We start from the raw sequence: 18810 nt of genomic DNA, 5'->3' as shown, positions 1-18810 counted from the left end.
TGTAACAATGAGTCGAATGACGCCCTTCTCCAGCCCGCTTCTCCTGGGTTTCGATGCCATGGAAAAGACGCTTGAGCGTCTGGCGAAGTCTGGCGACAGCTACCCTCCTTACAACATCGAACGCCTGAACGCTGCCGACGGCAAGTCCGAGAGGCTGCGTATCACGCTGGCCGTGGCCGGTTTTGCCGAAAGCGACCTCGATGTCACCACGGAGGAGAACCAGCTGATCGTGCGCGGCCGCCAGACCGACGACACCGAGCGCGAATTCCTCCACCGCGGCATCGCCGCGCGCCAGTTCCAGCGTTGTTTCGTGCTGGCCGACGGCATGCGGGTGATCGCGGCGGAACTGAAGAACGGCCTGCTGTCGGTCGATCTCGACCGGCCGGAGGCCGAGCGGCTGGTACGGAAAATAAACATATCGGTGAAAGACTAACCTTCGCCGATGGCTCTATGCGAGGCGGCCAATTCTGGCGTCCTCGCGCCAAGGAGGCTTGAAATGACCAGAACTGACGAAGTGAACACCATGACCAGCGGCGAACTCGCCCATCTCGGCGAAGGTTCGGTCGCCTATCTCAGGAAAGTGTCGAGCGACGACCTGCGCGGCCGCTTCCCCGGCCTCGAGGAAATCGCGCCCGGCATGGAGCTGTGGGCGCTGTTTGCCGCCAACGGCCAGCCGATCCTGCTTTCCGATGCCCGTGACCGGGCGCTGGCGGGTGCGCTGGAGAACGACCTGACCACCGTCGCGATCCACTAACGCGGCTCAGGTCTTCGAAAGGGAAAGGGCCGCTCACGGCGGCCCTTGGAAGCTTTAATCCAAAAAATTTCCAGCAATTCCAGAAAAGTGTGAAACCGTTAGGCTCGGTGACCTCGCCGTGGCCTTCCGTCCGGAATTGCGCTCGACCAAAGAGACTCAGGCCGCGTGCGAGGCCTGTGTGTCCGACAGCAACGCGTGGATCGCCACCGCGTCGCGCGTCCCGCGGATCTTGGCAACCGTGTCCGCGTCGCGCAGCACGCGCGCGATGCGCGACAGCGCCTTGAGATGGTCGGCGCCGGCGCCTTCGGGCGCAAGCAGCAGGAACACCAGGTCGACCGGCTGGTCGTCCAGCGCCTCGAAATCGACCGGCGTTTCCAGCCGGGCGAAGACCCCCGCGATCCGCTTCACGCCGGCGAGCTTGCCATGCGGAATGGCGATGCCGTTGCCGACGCCGGTCGAGCCAAGTCGCTCGCGCTGCAGGATGGTGTCGAACACCTCCCGTTCCGGAATCCCCGAAATCGCCGCCGCCCTCTCCGACAGCAATTGCAGAAGCTGCTTTTTGGAATTCGCTTTCAACGCCGGCATGATCGCCGGGACGCTGATGAGATCACTGAGATCCATGCTTGAAAAATCCCTTGCTCGCCTGCCGCGCCAGTCGTCGCCCCCTCGCGCGGCTGGCTTTTTATGCCTGCGCGACTTTGGTCGTCGACGGATCGATCCAGCCGATATTGCCATCCGGCCGGCGGTAGACGATGTTGAGATGGTCGGTCCCGGCATTGCGGAACAGGAAGACCGGGCTGTCGCTGTTGTCGAGCTCGATGACAGCCGACGCCACCGACATGGTCCGCAGCGTCATGCTTGATTCGGCAACGATGACCGGAGCGAAGTCCTCCGGAATATCTTCCTCGTCGTCGGTAAGGGGGGCCATCACGGTATAGGCGATGTCGGTCGGCTCTTCGCCGTTGCCCGTATTGCGCGACTTCAGCCGGCGCTTGTAGCGCCGCAGCCGTGTTTCCAGGCGGTCGGCGGCGGCCTCGAAGGCCAGCGTCGGATCCTGGGCGTCGCCGGTCGCCTGCAGCGAAGCGCCGGAATCGAGCCGGACCATGCAATCGGCGGAGAAACGCGACCCCGATTTGATGACCGTGACATGTCCTGAAAAACCCCGATCGAAATATTTCTCGATCGCCTCGCCGACCCGGTCGTTGATGCGCGTGCGGAACGCATCGCCGATGTCCATGTGTTTTCCCGAAATGCGTAGATTCATCTGAAAACTGACCTTCCTTGCTCAGGCTTCAAACTGTTCCCGAGTTTATACCCGTGGCGCGCGCGCACAAGCTTCGCAGCGGCATGCGCGCCGATTTTAGACCCGAACTTTCCGGTTGATCACAAGTCGCCTTCTTGGCCGTCCGTGGCCGTGTCTGACGGACCCTTTCGCGAGCGGGCATTACCGCCCCGCTCATGCGGGCGGGCTTCTAGCCACTTCATTGCGGCTTGTCAATGAAGCTTGGCAATTGTGAAAAATCCGCGCATCTCGCAGCGACCTCGGCTTGTTGAGATTCGGGTCAGGCTGAACCGAGATTGGTGGTTTTCGAGAACCGGAACGGAGCGTACTTTGAGGTACGCGAGTACCGGAAGCGCAGAAACCGCCATTCGCAGGCTGGCATCGCGAGTACCGACAAGCCTAGCGGCCGGCGTTCGCGAGCGCTCGCTTCTCCCGCCGCCGCTGAACCGACGAGGGAATATTCATGCCCTCGCGATATTTCGCGACGGTGCGGCGCGCAATATCGACCCCGCTTCCCTTGAGCATGTCGACGATGGCATCGTCGGACAGCACGTCGGCTGGCTTCTCCTCGTCGATCATCTGCTTGATGCGATCGCGCACGGCCTCGGACGAATGCGCCTCGCCGCCTTCCGCCGAGGCGATCGACGCGGTGAAGAAATAGCGCAGCTCGAAGACGCCGCGCGGCGTCAGCATGTATTTGTTGGCAGTGACGCGGCTGACTGTCGATTCATGCATGCCGATGGCGTCGGCCACCGTGCGCAGGTTGAGCGGCTTGAGGTGGCGCACGCCATGGACGAGGAAGGCATCCTGCTGCCGCACGATCTCGGAGGCCACCTTGAGGATGGTCTTGGCCCGTTGGTCGAGACTGCGCGTCAGCCAGTTGGCGTTCTGCAGGCATTCGGCGAGAAAATCCTTTTCCGCCTGATCCTTGGCGTGGCTCGAAATGCGGGCGAAGTAGACATTGTCCACCAGCACGCGCGGCAGCGTGTCGGCGTTGAGTTCCACCGCCCAGCTGCCGTCATTGGCGGCGCGGACCTCGACATCGGCGACGATCGCATCGCTGGCGCCGCCCGAAAACGCCAGGCCGGGCCGCGGATCGAGCGCGCGGATCTCGGCCAGCATGTCGAGCAGATCCTCCTCGTCGACGCCGCAGATGCGTTTCAGCGTCTGGAAATCCCGCCGCGCCAGAAGCTCGAGGTTGGCAACCAGCGCCTTCATCGCCGGATCAAGCCGGTCGCGCGCCGCAAGCTGCAGCGACAGGCATTCGGCGAGGTCGCGCGCGAAAAGGCCTGCCGGCTCGAAGGTCTGGCAGACGCCAAGCACACGCGCCACCGCCGCGTCATCCGTGCCGAGCCGGACCGCGATCTCATCGAGTTCGGTGCGCAGATAACCGGCTTCGTCGAGCCCGTCGCCCAGCTCGCCCGCGATCAGCCGCTGGGCGGGGCTAAGCGAAGCAAGCGCGATCTGCTCGCCGACATACTCACGCAGCGTAATGGCGGCCGCGGCCATGTCGCCGACGTCGAACCCCTCGGATGACGCTGTGCCGGCGCCGCCGCCCGCGGCCGACTTCCACTGCGCCGTGAGATCGGGCCCCAGCCTCTCGCTGGTGCCGGGATCGTCGGGAAACAGGTTCTCCAGCGAAGAATCGAGCTTTTGCGAGATCGCTTCGGCGCTCCACTCCGTCTCGCCCTCGAACCAGTCGCCCTCGGGATCCTTGTCCGACGCCGCCTCGCCTTTCTGGGCCTGGTCGCCGGCCGCGTCGTCCTGCGGTTCGGCCCGCTCCAGCAGCGGGTTGCGCTCGATCTCCTCGTCGATGAAGCGCTCGAGCTCGACATGGGTGAGCTGCAACAGCCGGATCGACTGCATCAGCTGCGGCGTCATCACCAGCGACTGGGACTGTCTGAGCTGCAGTTTGGCTGCCAGCGCCATGGTGGGATTCAAACGCCTCGTCTACGCGTCGTACATAAAGTTTTTCGGTCGGGCATAGAAACTGGCCCGGCTTTTGCTTGTCAAGGAAAACGCTAACAGCTGCCGCTTACCGGAGCGTTATCGAGCGCTAAAATAACCGAAAGTCGGACGCGGCCCCGAAAAAACGCGAAAACCGCGGATCAGAGGGTGAAGCCCTCGCCGAGATAGAGACGCCGCACATCGGCGTTGGCGACGATCTCGTCGGCCCGGCCATGCGTCAGCACCTGGCCGGCATGGATGATATAGGCGCGGTCGATCAGGCCGAGCGTCTCGCGCACATTGTGGTCGGTGATCAAGACGCCGATGCCGCGCGCCGTGAGGTGGCGAACGAGCTGCTGGATGTCGGCGACGGCGATGGGGTCGATACCGGCGAAGGGCTCGTCGAGCAGCATGTAGGCCGGCCGCGTCGCCAGCGCCCGCGCGATTTCGAGGCGACGACGCTCGCCGCCCGACAGCGACATCGACGGCGCCTTGCGCAGATGGCTGATGTGAAATTCCTCGAGCAGCTCGTCGAGGCTGCGTTCGCGCACCTTGCGATCCTTTTCGACCACTTCCAGCACGGCGCGGATGTTCTGTTCGACATTGAGGCCGCGGAAGATCGACGCCTCCTGCGGCAGGTAGCCGATGCCAAGGCGGGCACGCCGGTACATCGGCATCGAGGTGACGTCGAAGCCGTCGATCTCGATCGAACCTTCATCGACGGGCACAAGGCCGGTGACCATATAGAAACAGGTGGTCTTGCCGGCGCCGTTGGGACCGAGCAGGCCGACCGCTTCGCCGGCGCGCACGCCGATCGTCACCCCGCTGACCACCTTACGGCCCTTGTAGCTCTTGGTCAGGCCCTTGGCGATCAGGGTGCCCTTGAATTTTTCCTTGTCGACGCCGGCCGTCGCGGACGCAGCCGGTCGGGCGGCCGCCCGCCCCGGAAGACGGGCAAGCAGCGAAGTTACGCCGGCCATTAGTTGCTCGACGCTCCCTGGTTCTGGGTCGCATCCTGCTTCTGCGGCTTGAACATCATGATGACGCGCGGGCAGCCTTCGACATTGCCGAGGCCGCTCTTCATCTGCACGGTGAGCTTGCAGCCCTTGAGTACATTGTCGCCCTGCGACAGCACCACTTCCTTGCCCGAAAGCACCAGCACCTGCGTCTTCATGTCGAACTTGCCGGTGTCTCCGGTGGCGATCTGGTCGTTCGATTTGATGTAGACTTTGTTCTCGACCTCGAGATGGTCGATATTGGCCGCGCCCGTCATCGCCGACGCCCCCGCGGCAGCGCTTTTGTCAGCCTTGGGGTCCTTGACGTAGTAGACCGTCATCTTGCCGGCCTTGAGCAGGGTCGGCCCCTGATTGACGGTCACGTTGCCGCTGAAAACAGCCATGCTCTCGTTCTGCCGCACCTCGAGCTTGTCGCTTTCGATCTGGATCGGCTGGTCGCCCGACAGCTTCAACCCCGGGATCTGGCTGGTCGCGCTCGATTGCGCGAACGAATGCGCGGTCGCCAGAAGCAGCAATGCGGAGGCAGCGCCCGGAAGCCATGCGGATTTACTGCGACGCATTCTGTTCTCCACCGTTTACCCCCGCAGCCTTCAGCGCGGCTGGATCTATGTTGACGCGAACCCGGTTCTCGAAGACCACGAGCCTGCCATTGTCATCGACCGACATCGAGTCCGCGGTGATGCGCGACCCGCCACGGCTGACATCGACCGGATTGCTCGTCTTCATAGAGCCTTTGCCCATGTCTAGGAAGATCGATTTGAACTTCGCCACCAGTCCGTCCGTCGTCGTCACGGCGACGTCGCTGGTCAGGTCCATCGTATTGGCGTCGCGATTGTAGATACCGTGCGCGGCGTCGACCGACACGATGTTGTCGGAGGCGACAGGCAGTTTGGCATTGATGCCTTCAAGGTCGATGACGGCCTGCTGGCCAACATCCTGCGTCGCCCTGGTCGCCGTCAGCGAATAGGGCAGCTTCTGCTTGGTGAAGCCATTGAGCTTCGGATTGGCCATCACCAGCTTGCCGTCGGAGAACGCCGTGCCGTCTGCCTGCACCGAGACGGACAGGGGTGCCTTCAGGTAGGAATAGACCGGAAATGCGACGGCGATCGCAACCGCGAGCAGCGGCACCGCGAATTTCAGCACACGCACGCGGCGCGAGTGCCGCTTTGCGCGGTTGAAGGCATCACCACGCGCGCCGTCCTGGCTCGCGGGAGCCGATGCCTCACCGGCATCGCTCGTTTCGTCAGATCGCGCCAACATGACTTTTCTAATGGACCTTTGCCCGCCCAAACACCGACTATAGGTGGTATGCCGGCACCTACAAGCAAGCACAAGCGGAGGAAAACTGCAAAAATGTGACAACTGCCGCCCGCAAAATCGAGGGGAATCCAGCGGGACGGCTTGTACTTCATAGCAGATACTGACTGCTTGCGTTAATTTTTCGTGAGGCCGGCGTCAACACCGAAGCCCGAAGCCGGGCCTTTCTAGCCATTCCAGGAAAAGTGCGGGCGGTTTCCGGCGGGAATTGCATCAGGACAGTGAGGTCCGGCCGATCACCGTTCCGTGAAGCGGCAGCCGATCCCACGAAACGGTAGCTCTGTGCCGAGGCTTGCTTTAAAAGCGTGCTTTCCCACCACCCATGAGGCTGACGATGGCAATGAGAGCCGATGACCTGATCGACCGCCGCCGCTTGCGCCGCAAGCTGACTTTCTGGCGCGTGGCTGCTTTTGTTGTCCTGGCGGCGGCAATTATCGCCTTCTTGGCCTGGGTCTATGGCGACAATTTTATCGGCCAGGCAGTCCCTCATATCGCCAAGGTCAAGATTGAAGGCACCATCACCGAGGACGAAGAACTGCTCAAAAGGCTGGAAGCGATCCGCACGTCGCCGGAGGTGAAGGGCGTCATCCTCTCGATCGATTCGCCCGGAGGCACTACGGTCGGCGGCGAGTCCACATTCGAAGCCGTGCGCAAGCTTGCCGGCGACAAGCCGGTGGTGGCCGAAGTCGGCACGCTGGCGGCATCGGCCGGCTATATGATCGCCAGCGCCGCCGACCACATCGTCGCCCGCAAGACCTCCATCGTCGGCTCGATCGGAGTGCTGATCCAGTATCCCGACGTCAGCGGTCTCATGGACAAGCTCGGCATCAAGCTGGAGGAAGTGAAATCGTCGCCACTCAAGGCTTCGCCTTCGCCCTTCAAGCCGACCAATGACGACGAGCGAGCCATGGTGCGCAAGCTGATCCTCGACAGTTACGACTGGTTCGTCGGTATCGTCGCCGACCGCCGCAAGATGACGCATGAGCAGGCGCTGGCGCTGGCCGACGGTTCGATCTTCACCGGCCGCCAGGCTTTGGCCAACCATCTGGTCGACGCGGTCGGCGGCGAGCAGGAGGCGATCGACTGGCTGGCGACGAAGGGCGTGGACGGCAAGCTCAAGGTCGTCGAGTGGAAGAACAAGGACAGGCGTGGCGGTTTCCTGTTTTCCCAGTCGATGGCAAAAATGGCGGCCAAGGCGCTCGGCCTGCCTGATGCCGGCGGCGATGTCATTCACGAACTCGGTGCCGACCGCTTGTTTCTTGACGGTCTCGTTTCGGTCTGGCACCCTTGAGGCACCGTTGGTACCTGCCAAAAAAGCAATAAAATCATCCTGATAATCGATTCCAGTGGTTTACGGGGAACGTCTATGATCAAATCCGAGCTTGTGCAGATCATTGCTGCACGCAACCCGCACCTTTTCCTGCGCGATGTCGAAAACATCGTCGGCGCGATCTTTGACGAGATCACCGATGCGCTTGCCGAGGGCAACCGGGTCGAGCTGCGCGGTTTCGGCGCCTTTTCGGTGAAGAATCGTCCCGCCCGCACCGGCCGCAACCCGCGCACCGGCGAATCCGTCGAAGTCGAGGAAAAGTGGGTGCCGTTCTTCAAGACCGGCAAGGAGTTGCGCGAGAGGCTGAACGGCGGCAAATAGGCGCCGCGCCGGCGCGTTGAAACCGCATCTTGGCGCTTAAAGCATGTCTCCCGAAAGTGGAGGCGGGTTTCGGGACAAGCATGCGCGCCTCAAGAAGCCTCTCCATGGAGATCTGATGTTCAATCGCTTCATCCTCGTCGTGGTCTTCGTGCCGCTGGCCATCATCCTGATCGCGCTCGCCGTCGCCAACCGCGGCCCCGTCGCCTTCACGCTCGACCCATTCCATCCCGGCAATCCCGCGCTGACGCTGAACCTGCCGCTTTTCATCTTCCTGTTCCTGGCCTTGGCCGTCGGCATGGTCGTCGGCAGCATGGCAACCTGGGTGAAGCAGGGGCGCTACCGCAAGCTCGCGCGCCAGCGCGGTCTGGAAGCCGAGAACCTGCGCCAGGCGGTGAGCCGCACGCCCGCGGCGCCGAACGGACCGGCGCTGCCCAAGCCGACGAACTAGAGCATGACGCCGAAAACTGCGAAGCGGCTTTCGAGTGCATCATGCTCTCTGAGTAACGCCTTACGGAGCCCCCGATGCTGACCATTTCGGCCGAAGAGGTCGACCGCGCGCTGACCTTTCCGGGCCTTGTCGAGACATTGCGCACCGCCTTCCGCGAAGGCGCCGTGCAACCGGTCCGCCACCATCATGGCGTCGAGCGGCCGGATGGCGCCGCCTCGACCCTGCTTTTGATGCCGGCCTGGACCGACTTCAACGCCGCAGGCACCTCGGTGGGCGGTCATATCGGCGTCAAGATCGTCACCGTGTCGCCCGACAACAACGCCATCGGCAAGCCGGCGGTGATGGGGCTCTATCTCTTGCTCGACGGCGTAACCGGCGAGCCGCAGGCGCTGATCGACGGCCAGCGGCTGACGCAATGGCGCACGACCTGCGCCTCGGCGCTCGCCGCCTCCTATCTCGCCCGCAAGGACGCCTCGCGGCTTCTGGTGATCGGCGCCGGCGCGCTGTCGCCGTTCCTCGCCAAGGCGCATTCGGCGGTCAGGCCGATCACCTCCATCCGCATCTGGAACCGCACGCCGGCCAATGCCGAAAAGGTGGCCGCCGCCTTGCGCGCCGAAGGCCTTCCGGCGACTGCCGCAGGCGATCTCGACGCCGAGCTTGCCGAGGCCGACATCGTCGCCTCGGCGACGATCTCGAACACGCCGCTGGTCAAGGGCGCGCTGCTGAAGCCCGGCGCCCATGTCGATCTGGTCGGCGGCTTCACGCCGACGATGCGCGAAAGCGATGACGACGCCATTGCCCGTGCCCGCGTCTATGTCGACACTCGCGCCGGCGCCACCAAGGAAGCAGGCGACATCGTCCAGCCGCTGGCCTCCGGCGTGCTGAAGCCGGAAGCGATCGTCGCCGACCTGCATGAGCTCGCGCGCGGCGAGAAAAAGGGCCGGCAAAGCGACAGCGAGATCACGCTGTTCAAGTCGGTCGGCGCCGCGCTCGAGGATCTCGCCGCCGGCATCGCCGTCTACAAGGCGCTTAAGTAGCCGCTAGGTTGGCCCCCATCGTTTCGCCGATCAGCCGGAAATCGTGTTCGCTGATCTCGAACAGTCCGAAGCGCAACTGGTAGCCCCAGTTCGGCTTGCCGCCGGTAAAGTCGAGCCTGTCGAGCAGCGGCTTGATCGGCGCTTCCATGGCCTCGCGCCAGTCGACGTCGCGCCGCGCCGGCGTGAAGCCGCCGCCCATGACGCCCTCATAGACTTCCCCTTGCCGCACCGTGCCGATCGCCGTGAAGGATTGCAGCCCGTCTTTCTCGCCGAGCACGGTGCTCGGCGAGTAGTAGGCGATGCCGTCGCCCGGCTTGATGCGGCGCAGCGGCGCCGCCTTGCCATGATTGACCTGCATGAAGCCGTCCTTGCGTCCGATCCGCACATGCTCGGCCGACGCAACCGCGATCCAGAAGGCGCTCATCCTTGCGCTCCCTCGAACGGCCAGTAGACGCGCAGGCGGTGATTGTCGGGATCGAGCGCGACGAAGCTACGGCCGAAATCGAGATCGGTCGGAACCTGCAGCATTTTCAGGCCGCGCCCGGCCCAATCGGCATGGGTGGCATCGACCGCCGCCGCGTTCTCGACGGCAAGCACGAGCTCGCCGCCCCCGCCGGTGGCGGTCGCGGCCGGTTCCACAGTGTGGCGCGACCACAGGCCGAGCTTGAAGCCCTTGTCGAGCACGAACATCACGAAGGTCGGCGAAGACTCGACCGGCTCGCGCCCAAGCAGCGAGGCATAGAACGCACCGCTCCTTTCCGGGCTGTCGACATAGAGGATGATGAAATTCGGCGTGGTCATATCTGATCTCCAAAAGTGTCTGAACCTTGGAGACCATATGCGGGCCTGCTGTCAGATTCTGGCAGCAGCGATCACCGGAGAGTGTCTTTCCTACCATTCTGGCCGGACGCAGCGAGTGTCGCCCGCCACTCTTTCAGCATCGCCTGGCGGCGGCGCGGATAGCGGATGTCGGTCGCTGCCAGGTCGGATATCCGGTCTGCGCGAAAATGCCGGAAATCCTGGCGCGTCTCGCACCACGCCACCATCACCCGCACCTTGTCGAAGAAGGCGAGCGCGAATGGCCAGACCATGCGCTTCGAGGTCGAACCGCCGGCATCGCTATAGAGGAAGCCGAGCTTGCGCTCGTCGCGGATCGCCTTCCGCACGACACCGAGGTCGATCGCTTCGACGCTTTCCGATCGCGGCCCGACAAGCAGCGTTGTCGCGTCGAGATCCTCGCGCAAATCATCCGGCAGCACCGCCGCGATCTTTGCCAGCGCATCGGCCGCGGCGGCGGCCAATCTCTTGTCCGGCTGCTTCGCCACCCAGCGCGACCCGAGCACGATCGCCTCGATCTCCTCGTCGCTGAACATCAAAGGCGGCAGCATGAAGCCGGGCCTCAGCACATAGCCAAGCCCCGCCTCGCCTTCGATCGGCGCGCCCTGCCCCTGCAGCGTCGCGATGTCGCGATAGAGCGTGCGGATCGAGACGCCCATCTCGTCCGCAAGCATGCGGCCGCTCACCGGCCGGCGGTGGCGGCGCAGGATCTGGACGAGGTCGAGCAGGCGGGCTGAACGGGACATGATTGGCTGACCAGTGTGCTGAACAATAGGGCTGGCCTGCACGTCACGGCAAGCAGCCCAATACCACGGAACGCCTGCGTCCCGTTTCCGTTGTCTCCGCAATGGAGATGCGCGGATACCTGCTTTTCTGGTCAGTGCTGACCGCTTTCGTCGCGGCGCTCAGCCTCGGACCATCCTTTGCCCATGTGCTGGAATCGCTGCCCAGGCTGACCAGATGGTCGCCGGCGCTGTGGCGCGAGGCGACGGTCTTCAATGGTCAGTTTGTGCTCTTTGCCGTGATCGGAGCACCGCTCGATATCGCAGCGATCCTTTGTCCGGCACTGCTGGCCTGGATGTTGCGTGGAGAGCCGTTTGCCTTCCGGTTCGTGCTCGTCGCCACATTGCTTTATGCGGTCTCGCTGGCGCTCTGGTTCGGCCTCGTCAAACCGGCCAACGATATCCTCGCGACCTGGACGCCCGGGCCAATTCCAGAAGACTTCGAAACTGTGCGGCTGCGTTGGGAAACCGGCCACATGGCGGTGGCGGCGACGAAGGCGCTTGGCTTCATTTCACTTTGTTTCGGCCTGTTCGGTCTCCGGCATGGTTGAAGACCCCACTATTGAATGAGCCAGGCTTTGTTGCGCCGGTGGGCTTAGCTGTGGCAGAAGCGGGCCGAACCGCCGGAGATGATCCTTCTTGAAATCCTTTCGCGACAAACGCCGCGATAACCGCCCGCACCCCGCAAGGGCGGAACAGCCCCGCCCGCGTGATGCTTTCGCGGCCGGGCGCCAGCAGGCCGCGCCCGCCGAGCGTCGCGAAACCAAACCGGCGGACCGGCAGGAAGCCAAGCCTGTGCCGCGCGTGCTTGCGCGCCGCGACGGCGCGTTGCCCGCCGAGCGCCTGCCATTGATCCTCGAAGTCGCGCCCAACGCCGACTACGCCCTGCTGGACAGCGGCGCCGGCGAGAAGCTCGAGCAATACGGCCCCTACCGCATCGTGCGCCCCGAAGGCCAGGCGATCTGGCAGCGGGCCCTTCCGGCGAAGGAATGGGAACGCGCCGACGCCATCTTCACCGGCGATACCGACGAGGAAGGCATCGGCCGCTGGCGCTTTCCGAAGGCGCCGCTCGGCGAGACCTGGCCGATGAAGCATGACGGCATCGACTATCTCGGCCGTTTCACTTCGTTTCGCCATGTCGGCGTCTTTCCCGAGCAGGCCTCGCATTGGGACCATATGGCGGGGCTGATCGCGGCGGCGAAGCGCCCGGTCAAGGTGCTGAACCTCTTCGGCTATACCGGTCTCGCCTCGCTGGTGGCGGCCCGCGCCGGCGCCGAGGTCACCCATGTCGATGCCTCGAAGAAGGCTATCGGCTGGGCGCGCGAGAACCAGGAAATGGCCGGCCTTGCCGACAAGCCGATCCGCTGGATCGTCGAGGACGCGGTGAAATTCGCCGAGCGCGAGGAACGCCGCGGCAGCCGCTACGACATCGTGCTGTTCGACCCGCCGGCCTATGGCCGCGGCCCCAAGGGCGAGGTCTGGCAATTGTTCGAGGACCTGCCGGGCCTCACCGACCTCTGCCGTTCGATCCTGACGCCGAAGCCGCTTGCCGTCGTCCTCACCGCCTATTCGATCCGCGCCTCCTTCTTCGCCATCCATGCGCTGATGCGCGATACCTTCGCCGGCATGGGCGGCACGGTCGAATCCGGTGAACTGATCATTCGCGAGAAATCCGCCGGCCGCGCGCTGTCGACCTCGCTGTTCTCGCGCTGGGTGGCTTGAAATGACGGCACATGACGGCGCGCGCCCTGTCGGGCAGGTCAAGGAAGTCACCAGCCTTGCCAATCCCTTGGTCAAGGACATCAAGGCGCTGGCGCTCAAGAAATTCCGCGACCAGCAGAACGCGTTCATGGCCGAGGGCCTGAAGCTCGTCATCGACGCGCTGGACCTCGGCTGGTCGATCAGGACCTTGGTCTTCGCCAAGGCAGGGCGCGGCAACGCGGCCGTCGAAAAGGTCGCCGCGCGGACCGTTGCCGCCGGTGGCACGGTGCTCGAAGTTTCTGAAAAGGTGCTGGCAGCCATCACCCGCCGCGAAAACCCGCAAATGGTGGTCGGCGTCTTTGCGCAGCAGACCGTGCCGCTGAAGGATATCCGCGCCAGGGACGGCGATGTCTGGGTTGCGCTCGACCGCGTGCGCGACCCCGGCAATCTCGGCACCGTGATCCGCACCGTCGACGCCGTCGGCGCCAAAGGTGTCATCCTGGTCGGCGACACCACCGATCCGTTCTCGCTGGAGACGGTGCGCGCCACCATGGGCTCGATCTTCGCCGTGCCCGTCGCCAGGGCGACCGAGCAGGCCTTCCTCGCCTGGCGGCGCGATTTTTCCGGCCTGGTCGCGGGAACGCACCTCAAGGGCGCTGTCGACTATCGCTCGGTCGATTTCTCCAGGGGCCCGGTCTTGCTGCTGATGGGCAACGAACAGCAGGGATTGCCGGACAGCCTCGCCGAAAGCTGCGACCGGCTGCTCAGGATCCCCCAGGCCGGCCGGGCCGATTCGCTCAATCTAGCGGTCGCCACCGGCGTGATGTTGTTCGAGATCCGGCGCGGCGCGCTGAAGCTCGATCCTGCCAACGACATCCGATGAGGGCTGCCGATGAGGACTGCTAAGTGAAATCCTGGTCTCCTTACGTCGTGCTGGTCGTCATCGCCATCGCCCTCGATCAGTGGATCAAGCAACTGGTCGAGAACGGTCTCGCCTTTCAGGAGAAAGTCGATCTCCTGCCGTTCCTGGCGCTGTTCCGCACCTATAACACCGGCATCGCCTTCTCGATGTTCGAGTCCTTCGGCGACACCGGCCTGGTGGTCATCGCCGTGCTGGTCGTGGCCTTCGTGCTCTATCTCGCCACGCGCACGCCTGCCGGCCATGTCGTCGCCCGCATCGGCTTCGCGCTCATCATCGGCGGGGCGCTCGGCAACCTCATCGACCGCGCCGTCTACGGCCACGTCATCGACTACATCCTGTTCCACACGCCCGTGTGGTCCTTCGCGGTCTTCAACCTCGCCGACGCCTTCATTTCGGTCGGCGCCGCGCTCGTCGTCTTCGACGAGCTGATCGGCTGGGGCCGTGAGGCCAAACCGCAGGATCCAGGCAATTGACCGCACGCGGTTGAAGCCGCAGACTTCCCGACAGCAGAGCCGAGGAGAGAACCATGCCCGATACCTTCAAAGCCATCCTCGTTTCGCGCGATGCGGACAAGAAGCAGTCCGTCGACGTCGTCGACCTCACCGAGGCCGACCTGATGGAGGGCGACGTCACCGTCGCCGTCGAGGCGACGACGGTGAACTACAAGGACGGGCTCGCCATCACCGGCAAAGCGCCGGTCGTGCGCCGCTGGCCGCTGGTTCCGGGCATCGATTTCGCCGGCACGGTGATCTCCTCCTCGCATGCCGACTGGCGCAAGGGCGACAAGGTGATCCTCAACGGCTGGGGCGTCGGCGAGACGCATTACGGCGCCTATGCCGGTCGCGCCCGCGTCAAGGGCGACTGGCTGGTGCCGCTGCCCGAGGGCATGAGCGCGCATGACGCGATGGCTGTCGGCACGGCGGGCTACACGGCAATGCTCTCAGTCATGGCGCTGGAGCGGCACGGCATCGTGCCGGACCGCGGCCCGGTGGTGGTGACGGGCGCGGCCGGCGGCGTCGGCTCGGTCGCCATCTCGATCCTGTCGAGCCTCGGCTACCATGTCGTCGCCTCGACCGGCCGCAACGCCGAAAGTCCCTATCTGATCGATCTCGGCGCGGCCGAGGTGATCTCGCGCGAGGAGCTCAGCCAGCCCGCGAAACCGCTCGCCAAGGAACGCTGGGCCGGCGGCGTCGACTCGGTCGGCAGCCATACCCTGGCCAACGCGCTGTCGATGACCTCCTATGGCGGCGCCATCGCCGCTTGCGGCCTGGCCGGCGGCATGGACCTGCCGGCAAGCGTCGCGCCTTTCATCCTGCGTGGCGTCTCGCTGCTGGGCATCGATTCGGTGATGGCGCCGAAGGCGGTCCGCCTGGAGGCATGGCGCCGCATCGGCACCGATCTCGACCTGAAGAAGCTGTCGACATTGTCGCGCACGATCGGTTTCGACGGCATTGTCGCCGCCGCGCGCGACATCGTCGACGGCAAGATCAGGGGCCGCGTCGTCGTCGATATGTAGCTGGAAATAGCGGTTTCGCCCGCGTATGCGTGGTTAAAATCCGCGCAATCGCTAAAATTCGAACGATCCGTCCCAGTCTTCCATAATCTCTGTCTGGCATGGTCCGCGCATGGTCGCGGACTCCGACATCAGACAGGACAGCAAAGCCGCGGGCGCTGACAGGCTCATCCCCGATGCGCCGAAGCGGCAGGTGCTTGTCGCGCCGCCGCTGGCGCCTGAATTGCCCATGGCGAGCCACGAAGGCTTGCCGTTCCTGACGATCGTCGCCATCGCCGTCATGGCGGGGCTGGCGCATCTTACCGGCGCGCCGCTCATCATCACCATCGGCCTCGCCGCCGCCGCGCTTGCCGGCCTTGCCATGCATCTGCGCAACCGTCGCGACGAGCGGCGCGCCGCAGCGCTTCTCGACGAGACCGCCGCCCGCAGCCGCGCCGAGATCGAGACCCTCGCCGACCGCATGTGGGAGATGCAGGAGAGCGAGGAGCGCTTCCGCGGCCTGATCGACGCGCTCGGCGATCTTGTCGTCCACCGCGATCGCGACGGCCATATCGTTTATGCCAACAGCGTCTTTGCCTCGCTTGTCGAGATCGACGCGCGCGATCTTGCCGGCAAGACCTTGGCCGAGCTTGGCATTGATGTCGGTGTCGTTCCCGACGCCGCCTTCTCCGATCATGAATGCCTGAGTTCCACCGATGTCGCGATCCGCACCCCGAACGGGCCGCGCTGGTTCTCCTGGATCGAATTGTCGGTGCGCGACAAGGACACGGGCGCGGTCTCGCACCGAGCGATCGCCCGCGACATCACCGCCCGCAAGCGCGCCGAATCCTCGCTGATCACCGCGCGCGAACGGGCCGAATATGCCAGCCAGGCCAAGTCGCGCTTCCTCGCCACCGTCAGCCACGAGATCCGCACGCCGATGAACGGCATCATGGGCATGGCGAAGCTGCTTGCCGATACCGACCTCTCGCCCGAACAACGCACCTATGTCGGCGCGGTCTCCACTTCGGCCAGCGCGCTGCTCGCGCTCATCGAGGACCTGCTCGACTATTCCAAGATCGAGGCGGGCCGCTTCGAGCCCGAGCCGCAGCCGACCTCGCTGCGCGAGATCGCCGACAACATCATCGAGCTTCTTGCCGCGAAGGCCTTTGCCAAGAACATCGGCCTCGGCTGCCATGTCGAGCCCGACGTGCCGCAGATGATCACCGCCGATCCCGGCCGCGTGCGCCAGGTGCTGCTCAACCTCATCGGCAATGCGGTGAAGTTCACCGACACGGGCGGCGTGCTGCTGACCGTGGCGCGCGCCCGCACCGAAACCACCGACCGCATCTGCTTCACCATCGCCGACACCGGCCCGGGCCTGCGCGAAGAGGACATGGAGCGCATCTTCGAGGAGTTCGAGCAGTCCGACGGCACCTCGACCAGGGTCCATGGCGGCGCGGGTCTCGGTCTTGCCATCTCCAAGCGCCTGGCGACGGCGATGGGCGGCACGATCTCGGTTTTGAGCCGACTCGGCGAAGGGTCCGAATTCGTCCTCGAGCTTCCGGCGGTCGCCGCGACCGAACCGCCGCCGCATCGCCACAACATCCTTGCCGACCGGCGGGCGGTGATCGTGTCGAAAAACGCCGTCGAGGCCGATGCCATCGCCCGCGCGATCAGGGCCCATGGCGGCATCGTCGAGATCGCGGCGACACCAAGCCAGGCCGCTCCCTTCGCCGCCGGCTGCAACGTGCTCCTGATCGACGCGGCGCTCGAAAACAGCGATGGCAGGCTGCTCAGGCGGCTGCGCGACGCGGGCTTCGCCGACTGTGAGGCCATCACCCTGATCGCGCCGACGGATCGCGGCATGCTCGGTGAATTCCGCGCCAGCGGCTACACCACTTTCCTCGCCAGGCCGGTGCGCGGCGAGACCCTGCTGCGGGTGCTGTTGACCAGCCATGGCTCCCCGCTCGTGCAGCCGCAGCCGGAGCCGCGCGGGGCATCCTCGGTGCGCAAGCGCGACCAGGGCCTGTCGGTGCTGATCGCGGAAGACAATGACATCAACGCCATGCTCGCCCGCGCCACGCTCCTCAAGGCCGGGCATCGCGTCAGGATCGTCGGCAACGGCAAGGCCGCGGTCGAGGCCGTTACCGATGCCGGCCTCAAGTTCCGCTTCGATGTGGTGCTGATGGACCTGCACATGCCTGTCATGGACGGGCTGGACGCGATCGCCGCCATCCGTCGCCATGAAGAGTCGCTCGCCATGCCGCCGATCCCGATCATGGTGCTTTCGGCCGACAGCCAGGAAAAGACCCGGCATGCCGTGCTCGCCCACGGCGCCAGCGGTTTCGTGACCAAGCCGCTCGACCCGGACGCACTCGTCCAGGCGGTCGAGGGCCAGGTTGCGGCCTAAAGCATGTCTCCCGAAAGTGGGCCCGGTTTCGGGGCAAAGACATGCTTAAATCAAAAACTTAAAGCAGGTCGCGTGAATCCTTTTTCACGCGACCTGCTTTAAGGAAATTTTTGACCGTTGAACGCCTTGGCTTGCCTGCCTTTCGTGGTCACAAGATAGCCGGTTGAGGGTATTGCCCAGCCGACAAAGTATTGCCCGCCACGTCGTATCACGGTACTGTCACAATCCTGTTGCACCTACACCGTATCCCCGTGCCAAGAGGGATGGCTCGAAGGAGAATCACTCGTGCATACAGTCGTGCCTGAATGTGACACTCGGCCGAATGCCGGCGGCGCCCTGCTCGCCGCCCGTACCGTCGACGCCGTCGCAAACGGTGCTCCGCTGGGCCGTATCGGCAATCTCGAAGTGCGGCTCGCCCGCAACGAGGCCGAGATCGCCGCCGCCCAGGAGGTCCGCTATCGGGTATTCTACGACGAGCTTGGCGCGAGGAAGGACCTGTTCCAGGCGCAGGACCGGCGCGACGCCGACCGTTTCGACCCGCTCTGCGATCACCTTCTTGTGTTCGACACGTCCCTTCCCGGCCCTGAACATCGTCGCATCGTCGGCACCTACCGCTTGCTGCGGCAGGAGATCGCCACGGCCGCCGGAGGCTTCTATTCCGAGGGTGAGTTCGAATTGACCAAGCTTGTCGCGCGGCACCCCGGCCAGCGCTTCCTCGAGCTCGGCCGCTCCTGCGTTCTGAAGGAATATCGCTCCAAGCGCACCATCGAGGCGCTGTGGCAAGGCATCTGGGCCTACATCAATCACTACAATATCGGCGTGATGACCGGCTGCGCCTCCTTCCACGGCATCGTGCCGGCAGCGCATGCCGAGGCGCTGACCTACCTCGCCCATCATTGCCGCACCGACTCCGCCTGGGATGTCCGCGCGGTTCCGGGACGCTACTGCTCCATGGACCTGATGCCGATCGAGGCGGTGAACACCAAGGCGGCGATCGCTGCCATGCCGCCGCTGGTCAAGGGCTATCTGCGCGTCGGCGCCCGCATCGGCGACGGTTGCGTCATCGACCACGAATTCTCGACCGTCGACGTCTTCGTCGTCATGCCCGTCAAGGAGATCGGCGCCCGCTACGTCAATTACTATGGCGGCGAGGGGCAGCGCTTCGCGGCGTAATTCCGGTGAATGGTGAATAGTAAATGGTGAATGGTTGA

At 64.5% G+C, this 18810-nt stretch carries 22 protein-coding genes; 13 read left to right on the top strand and 9 right to left on the bottom strand.

What is annotated here, in order from left to right; translation table 11 throughout:
• The first annotated feature begins 7 nt into the window (after nucleotides 1–7).
• The gene (locus tag RFM52_RS21890) at nucleotides 8–433 is read left to right on the top strand and encodes an Hsp20 family protein (RefSeq protein ID WP_320296881.1); all 426 of its coding nucleotides are present in this window, start codon (nucleotides 8–10) and stop codon (nucleotides 431–433) included.
• A gap of 63 nt (nucleotides 434–496) precedes the next feature.
• Nucleotides 497–754: a BQ00720 family protein gene (locus tag RFM52_RS21885; RefSeq protein WP_112096587.1), complete on the top strand. Its 258-nt coding sequence runs from the start codon at nucleotides 497–499 to the stop codon at nucleotides 752–754.
• 156 nt (nucleotides 755–910) lie between these two features.
• Here RFM52_RS21885 and ptsN read toward each other — a convergent pair whose 3' ends face one another.
• The 6 genes from ptsN to lptC all read right to left on the bottom strand — a co-directional run bounded on the left by ptsN (nucleotide 911) and on the right by lptC (nucleotide 6259).
• Nucleotides 911–1375: a PTS IIA-like nitrogen regulatory protein PtsN gene (ptsN, locus tag RFM52_RS21880; protein ID WP_042641064.1), complete on the bottom strand. Its 465-nt coding sequence runs from the start codon at nucleotides 1373–1375 to the stop codon at nucleotides 911–913.
• Between the two features lie 61 nt (nucleotides 1376–1436).
• Nucleotides 1437–2018, bottom strand: coding sequence for a ribosome hibernation-promoting factor, HPF/YfiA family (gene hpf / locus RFM52_RS21875; RefSeq protein ID WP_320296882.1), 582 nt, complete (start codon nucleotides 2016–2018; stop codon nucleotides 1437–1439).
• Between the two features lie 417 nt (nucleotides 2019–2435).
• Nucleotides 2436–3965 carry an RNA polymerase factor sigma-54 gene (rpoN, locus tag RFM52_RS21870; protein ID WP_320296883.1) on the bottom strand — a complete coding sequence of 510 codons (1530 nt, stop codon included), beginning with the start codon at nucleotides 3963–3965 and terminating at the stop codon, nucleotides 2436–2438.
• A 179-nt stretch (nucleotides 3966–4144) separates the two neighbouring features.
• Entirely contained in the window at nucleotides 4145–4963 is an 819-nt protein-coding gene (gene lptB, locus RFM52_RS21865) for an LPS export ABC transporter ATP-binding protein (protein ID WP_320296884.1), read from the bottom strand.
• On the bottom strand, nucleotides 4963–5559 hold the full coding sequence (locus tag RFM52_RS21860; protein ID WP_320296885.1) for an LptA/OstA family protein: 597 nt from the start codon (nucleotides 5557–5559) through the stop codon (nucleotides 4963–4965). The genes lptB and RFM52_RS21860 overlap by 1 nt, the downstream gene beginning before the upstream one ends.
• Nucleotides 5546–6259 carry an LPS export ABC transporter periplasmic protein LptC gene (gene lptC / locus RFM52_RS21855; RefSeq protein WP_320296886.1) on the bottom strand — a complete coding sequence of 238 codons (714 nt, stop codon included), beginning with the start codon at nucleotides 6257–6259 and terminating at the stop codon, nucleotides 5546–5548. Before lptC ends, RFM52_RS21860 begins: the two co-directional genes overlap by 14 nt.
• Nucleotides 6260–6650: 391 nt before the next feature.
• Between lptC and sppA the strand changes: the two genes are divergently transcribed.
• The 4 genes from sppA (at nucleotide 6651) to lhpI (ending at nucleotide 9452) form a co-directional block, all read left to right on the top strand.
• A complete protein-coding gene (sppA, locus tag RFM52_RS21850) occupies nucleotides 6651–7607 on the top strand; it encodes a signal peptide peptidase SppA (RefSeq protein ID WP_320296887.1) in 957 nt (318 codons plus the stop codon).
• Between the two features lie 75 nt (nucleotides 7608–7682).
• Nucleotides 7683–7967 carry an integration host factor subunit beta gene (locus RFM52_RS21845; RefSeq protein WP_027165368.1) on the top strand — a complete coding sequence of 95 codons (285 nt, stop codon included), beginning with the start codon at nucleotides 7683–7685 and terminating at the stop codon, nucleotides 7965–7967.
• 115 nt (nucleotides 7968–8082) lie between these two features.
• The gene (locus tag RFM52_RS21840) at nucleotides 8083–8415 is read left to right on the top strand and encodes a DUF1049 domain-containing protein (protein ID WP_320296888.1); all 333 of its coding nucleotides are present in this window, start codon (nucleotides 8083–8085) and stop codon (nucleotides 8413–8415) included.
• Nucleotides 8416–8489: 74 nt separating this feature from the next.
• On the top strand, nucleotides 8490–9452 hold the full coding sequence (gene lhpI / locus RFM52_RS21835) for a bifunctional Delta(1)-pyrroline-2-carboxylate/Delta(1)-piperideine-2-carboxylate reductase (protein ID WP_320296889.1): 963 nt from the start codon (nucleotides 8490–8492) through the stop codon (nucleotides 9450–9452).
• Here lhpI and RFM52_RS21830 read toward each other — a convergent pair.
• The 3 genes from RFM52_RS21830 to RFM52_RS21820 form a co-directional block, all read right to left on the bottom strand.
• Entirely contained in the window at nucleotides 9445–9876 is a 432-nt protein-coding gene (locus RFM52_RS21830; protein ID WP_320296890.1) for an EVE domain-containing protein, read from the bottom strand. The two genes, lhpI and RFM52_RS21830, sit on opposite strands and share 8 nt — an antisense overlap.
• Nucleotides 9873–10253: a VOC family protein gene (locus RFM52_RS21825; RefSeq protein ID WP_320296891.1), complete on the bottom strand. Its 381-nt coding sequence runs from the start codon at nucleotides 10251–10253 to the stop codon at nucleotides 9873–9875. The genes RFM52_RS21830 and RFM52_RS21825 overlap by 4 nt, the downstream gene beginning before the upstream one ends.
• 71 nt (nucleotides 10254–10324) lie before the next feature.
• A complete protein-coding gene (locus RFM52_RS21820) occupies nucleotides 10325–11035 on the bottom strand; it encodes a helix-turn-helix transcriptional regulator (RefSeq protein WP_320296892.1) in 711 nt (236 codons plus the stop codon).
• A gap of 101 nt (nucleotides 11036–11136) precedes the next feature.
• Here RFM52_RS21820 and RFM52_RS21815 point away from each other — a divergent pair, with 101 nt between their 5' ends.
• The 7 genes from RFM52_RS21815 to olsB all read left to right on the top strand — a co-directional run bounded on the left by RFM52_RS21815 (nucleotide 11137) and on the right by olsB (nucleotide 18772).
• Nucleotides 11137–11622, top strand: coding sequence for a DUF1772 domain-containing protein (locus tag RFM52_RS21815; protein ID WP_320296893.1), 486 nt, complete (start codon nucleotides 11137–11139; stop codon nucleotides 11620–11622).
• An 88-nt stretch (nucleotides 11623–11710) separates the two neighbouring features.
• The gene (locus tag RFM52_RS21810; protein WP_320296894.1) at nucleotides 11711–12793 is read left to right on the top strand and encodes a class I SAM-dependent rRNA methyltransferase; all 1083 of its coding nucleotides are present in this window, start codon (nucleotides 11711–11713) and stop codon (nucleotides 12791–12793) included.
• A gap of 1 nt (nucleotide 12794) precedes the next feature.
• Nucleotides 12795–13655 carry a TrmH family RNA methyltransferase gene (locus RFM52_RS21805; RefSeq protein ID WP_320296895.1) on the top strand — a complete coding sequence of 287 codons (861 nt, stop codon included), beginning with the start codon at nucleotides 12795–12797 and terminating at the stop codon, nucleotides 13653–13655.
• Nucleotides 13656–13678: 23 nt separating this feature from the next.
• The gene (lspA, locus tag RFM52_RS21800; RefSeq protein WP_320296896.1) at nucleotides 13679–14167 is read left to right on the top strand and encodes a signal peptidase II; all 489 of its coding nucleotides are present in this window, start codon (nucleotides 13679–13681) and stop codon (nucleotides 14165–14167) included.
• A 53-nt stretch (nucleotides 14168–14220) separates the two neighbouring features.
• Nucleotides 14221–15210, top strand: coding sequence for an acrylyl-CoA reductase (NADPH) (acuI, locus tag RFM52_RS21795; protein ID WP_320296897.1), 990 nt, complete (start codon nucleotides 14221–14223; stop codon nucleotides 15208–15210).
• 109 nt (nucleotides 15211–15319) lie between these two features.
• On the top strand, nucleotides 15320–17599 hold the full coding sequence (locus RFM52_RS21790; RefSeq protein WP_320296898.1) for an ATP-binding protein: 2280 nt from the start codon (nucleotides 15320–15322) through the stop codon (nucleotides 17597–17599).
• 285 nt (nucleotides 17600–17884) lie between these two features.
• Nucleotides 17885–18772, top strand: coding sequence for a l-ornithine N(alpha)-acyltransferase (gene olsB / locus RFM52_RS21785; RefSeq protein WP_320296899.1), 888 nt, complete (start codon nucleotides 17885–17887; stop codon nucleotides 18770–18772).
• The last annotated feature ends 38 nt before the right edge of the window (nucleotides 18773–18810 follow it).

This window comes from Mesorhizobium humile (assembly GCF_033977215.1).
Lineage (GTDB): Bacteria > Pseudomonadota > Alphaproteobacteria > Rhizobiales > Rhizobiaceae > Mesorhizobium > Mesorhizobium humile.
This window is presented reverse-complemented; position numbering and strand designations above follow the sequence as displayed.